Annotated in this window: 4 protein-coding genes; all 4 read right to left on the bottom strand. The window is 35.7% G+C overall.

The features are described 5' to 3' along the window. Nucleotides 1–906, bottom strand: a 906-nt coding sequence (locus DNU06_RS17270; protein ID WP_199399038.1) for a hypothetical protein, incomplete at its 3' end; no start/stop codon positions are given. Nucleotides 907–1,310: 404 nt separating this feature from the next. Continuing rightward, on the bottom strand, nt 1,311–2,159 hold the full coding sequence (locus DNU06_RS17275) for an IS3 family transposase (RefSeq protein ID WP_111064756.1): 849 nt from the start codon (nt 2,157–2,159) through the stop codon (nt 1,311–1,313). Next, entirely contained in the window at nt 2,156–2,554 is a 399-nt protein-coding gene (locus DNU06_RS17280; RefSeq protein ID WP_111064757.1) for a transposase, read from the bottom strand. The genes DNU06_RS17275 and DNU06_RS17280 overlap by 4 nt, the downstream gene beginning before the upstream one ends. A gap of 97 nt (nt 2,555–2,651) precedes the next feature. Next, on the bottom strand, nt 2,652–4,247 hold a 1,596-nt coding region (locus DNU06_RS17285; RefSeq protein ID WP_146239319.1), incomplete at its 5' end, for a PKD domain-containing protein.

Here is a 4,247-nt window from a genome sequence, read left to right on the forward strand (position 1 = left end):
ACCCACCAAAGCCACAGAATCTTTGAACCATTGCCAAGTTCCTCCAGTTAAATTTATATTTCCTACAGCCAATTTATTGTTGGTACAAAATTGGCCAGATGTATTCACAGTAATGGTGTCGGGGATAAGGATTTCAAATAGCTCTAAATCATCAATAAACAGGCTGTAACCATTGTCTTGCGTTGTTGATAATGCATTTGTTAAGCCAGTGATTGATATTGATGTCATATCAACCGAAGGGGTAAAAACTAAGTTAAACTGTTCCCAATTGTTAGGAGCAACACTAAAAGTATCCGAAGTTAAAAATTGCCAATTAGGATCAATGTTGGCAAGGTAATCTACATTATTGAACCATTGGTTAGTTGGAATGACGTTAGGAGTACATAGGGGGCGGCCAAAAAGTTCAATTGTTGTAATAGAAGGTATAGAGTTATAAAGGTTATAGCAAAATCCGTGATTACCTTTTATGAATAAGGAATAGGTGTGGTTTGCGTACAATGTGTCTGCTAAGCATGTGTTTGCAGCCAAGCCTCCATTAATAGACTGGTTAAAAATAGTATTTCCATTAAAAATATAAAAATGTATATAATTTTGGCCATTTGGTACAGTTGGAATTATTGGCGGGTTGCCTTCTATTGAAAACGGGTCGCATAAGCTATATAAAAAAAAAGTTCCAGAACTAACTTCCCAATTGGAAACATTGTTATACCCATTATTTGTACAATTAGAGTTATTCTCAAAAGAAGGGTTAGGAATAATATCTCTTTTTATAATGCATGAGCACTCATTATCCAACAAATCAATCAAGCCATCTCCATCATCATCCATACCATTGTCACATATCTCTTGGGCGGAAAGATTCCCAAGCGAAAATAGTAGTAATATGAGTCCTGCAATTTTTAACATTTAATCGCTAATTTACTAATTTTTAGTCAATAGTCAATAGTGGTTGAAATATAGTTGAAAAATCATGCAAAATTGAAAAAGTAGATAGTAATTAGTGAATAGTTTTTGTTATTTGATGGCTCCGGAGTTTGGTGTCAGGTATCGTTTGGTTAAATTTGGCTTTTAGCAGTTAGCACTTAGCGATTAGCTGTTAGTTGTTGACTTTTTGGAGTTTGAGATTTAGGCTTTTTGAAAATGTCAATAAAGACTATAATCTTAAGTCTAGCTTCTAGCATCAGTTGTCTAATAATTAGTTTTTCACCTCCCATAGTCCCTAACTTCGGCAATAGCTCAGTCCATGCCTAAAGGAGGGAAATACTGTGTACTTTGTCTAGTTGTACATACCTGAATAGAGTTGACCGTTTTCAGGTTAATAATTCATTGTTAAATATAGTAATAATTGGCTTACTTTTTTTGTTTAAAGTTGACCAGTTTTTTTCAAAGTTAGTTGGACTCATTTTATTTAGATTTCTATGAGGCCTTTTAGTATTGTAATACACTATTGCTTTTTTCACACTTTTTCTTAGCCCTTTAAAATCTTTCGGTTTCCATAAATCTATAAACTCTTCTTTTATTGTTCTATTAATTCTCTCAGCATAAGCATTATCTTGTGCTGTAAGTCCCATACTAATTTTAGTTCCACTTGCTACTAACAAGTCTATATAGTCTTTAGAAGTATATTGACTTCCTCTGTCAGAATGATGTATTTGTGGCGCTTTATGGTTCTTTAGTGCCATGTTCAAAGCTGCAATATTAGCAGTTGCGCGCATATGATTTGAGATGCTATATCCTACAATGTTTTTTGTGTAAACATCAATTATTAAAACAACGTAATAAAACCTGTCGATTACCTTTATATAAGTGATGTCTGACTGCCATATTGTGCTTGGTTCTGACACCTTAAGTCCTTTTATCAAATTATCATAGAAAATAGAGCCAGCATAGGTTGTACGTCTATAATTTTTCTGCCGTTTTATGCGGTAACCTAAGTCCATAAATGTATCTATAAACCTATCTCTTCCTATAAAATCAGGTTTTAATGTATCATACATTTTTTCTACACCACATCCAGGATGGGCTTTTCTAAGTATATCTGCTTCTACAATTAATTGGGAAACATTATTATCAAATAGAGCCTGTCGATTAACATACTGAATAACGGCTTGTTTACTAATACCAACACATTGATAAAGCTTATTCAATGAGTAACTCATTTTTTCTTTATTTTGTCGGAACCAATTGGTGGTTGGGTGCTGTAGTTTTTTTTTATATCAATATCTAAATCATCTTTAGCGATATCAATCATTTTTTCTAAATAATCAATCTTAATTTGCTTCTGACCAACAGCTTGCTCAAGTTCTTTTATCTTTTTTTCAAGAGCCTTTAGTTTGTTTACTGCACTATCTTTCATCTCTAAAATTCTGTAACCTCTTTCGTTAAAGTTAGAAAATTTATAGATCCAACTGTAAATTGTTGGGTTAGAAATACCATGCAATTTTTCTAATTGAAGAACACTGAATTTACCAGATTCAAATTCTTTGACAATAGAACGTTTAAATTCAACCGAAAATTTTCGTTGCTTTCTCAATAATTTAATGTTAGCTTTCATAAGTTGTGCTTTGTTAAAAGCGGTCAACCTATATCAGGGACATACATTTGTCTAGCGTCTAGCGTCTAGCGTCTAGCTTCTAGCATCTAGCATCTAGTTATCTAACTAAAGTCACATAGCCCGAATAAGTATGCTTCTTGTCCGACATGGTTTCAGTGAAGTCTATTTTCCAAACGTAGGCTGCTTGGGCGACAAATTGGTTTTGGTATTGTCCGTCCCACCCTATACTTGGGTCTTGGGTCTCAAAGACAATTTCTCCCCAACGGTTAAACAATTGCATCCTAAAGTTGTAGATGTCTACTCCCGAAGTAAATTCAGGTTGAAAAGTATTGTTGATACTGCCTGAGTTTGGGGAAAAAGCATTGGGAATAAAAAACAAAATTTCATCTGCAATGCTAATGGTCGTTTGGTATGTATCGTGACAATTGGCGGACTGATCATAAGCGGTTAATACCACACTGTATTCCTTGGCAATTTCTGGGTACACATGACTCGGACTGACTACCGCCGAAGTTTCATTGTCGCCAAAATTCCATGTAAATGAACCCGCATTGGTCGACTGATTTTGGAAGACTAAATATGGGTTTGAAATGCTGGGGTCTTCAGGAGTGTAGGTAAAATAAGCGGTGGGGCGGGGATAGACTTGAATGTAATTGGTATAAGTAATGGAGTCCACACAACCTGAGTGGGTCTCGACTTTGTATTGCACATCAATGCCCAAAGGGATTTCACCTGAATTTTGAAAACAGACCAATGGATTTTTCAAATTGGAAGTCTGCCCATCTGAAAACGCCCAAGTATAGGTTCCGCTGGTATGCACGGTAGAGGAATCAGAAAACTGAATGCAATCCCCACTGCAAATTTGCGAATTAGACAAGACAAAATCTGCAGTAAAATTATTGAAAATGTTGATGTTTTTACTGGTGTCGTGTACACAACCAAAATCACTGATTGTTTGTAAACTGACCGTATAATTTCCATTGGCGGTATAAATATAGTTTGGGTTTTGAATACTCGCTGTGTTCATGTCACCAAAATCCCAAGCGTAATCATTGATACTTCCACTCGCAATATTAGACGCATCAATAAAAGAAGCATTAAAGCAAGAAGAAGTAAATGTAAAATCACTCAATGGTTGTGGATGAATGGTAAGGCTTAAATTACTCGTATCTGTGCAGGCAGAATCAGAAATTGCTACCAACTGAACATTATAAACCCCCGCTTGGTTGAAGGGATGATTGGGTTCAAATAAATTACTGTTGCTATTGTCTCCAAAATCCCATTCATAACTGGTAATGGTACCTGAAGCAATATTGGAGTTGTTATTTAAATTAATGGACTGAAAGACGCAAGTATCTGCAATGCTAAAATCTGCTAAAGGATTTGGATTCACAAAAACAGTCTGCACCAAGCTATCTGCACAGCCTTGGTCCGACTGGGCAAAAAGTTGGACGGAATAGGTTCCTGTCGCATTGTAGTTGTGATTTTCAATGGAATCATTTCCAAAAGTATTGTCCCCAAATTGCCAGTGAATGCTGTCAATGGAACTGCTTCCTGCAATTGTTGTTAAATCGGCAAGTATAGTTCCTTCGTTAAGGCAATTGCCATTGATTGATAAATCGACAACTGGACTCGGATGAATGGTAATGGTTTGGGCGGCGGTATCGGTACAGCCTAAATTCGTTTCAACAAT

Source organism: Putridiphycobacter roseus, from assembly GCF_003234935.1.
In the GTDB taxonomy this organism is placed as follows: domain Bacteria; phylum Bacteroidota; class Bacteroidia; order Flavobacteriales_D; family Crocinitomicaceae; genus Putridiphycobacter; species Putridiphycobacter roseus.

What these genes read in the sequence shown, in the direction of transcription:
- DNU06_RS17275 (WP_111064756.1), bottom strand. Translation starts at nt 2,159, where the DNA reads ATGAGTTACTCATTGAATAAGCTTTATCAATGTGTTGGTATTAGTAAA.
- DNU06_RS17280 (WP_111064757.1), bottom strand. Translation starts at nt 2,554, where the DNA reads ATGAAAGCTAACATTAAATTATTGAGAAAGCAACGAAAATTTTCGGTT.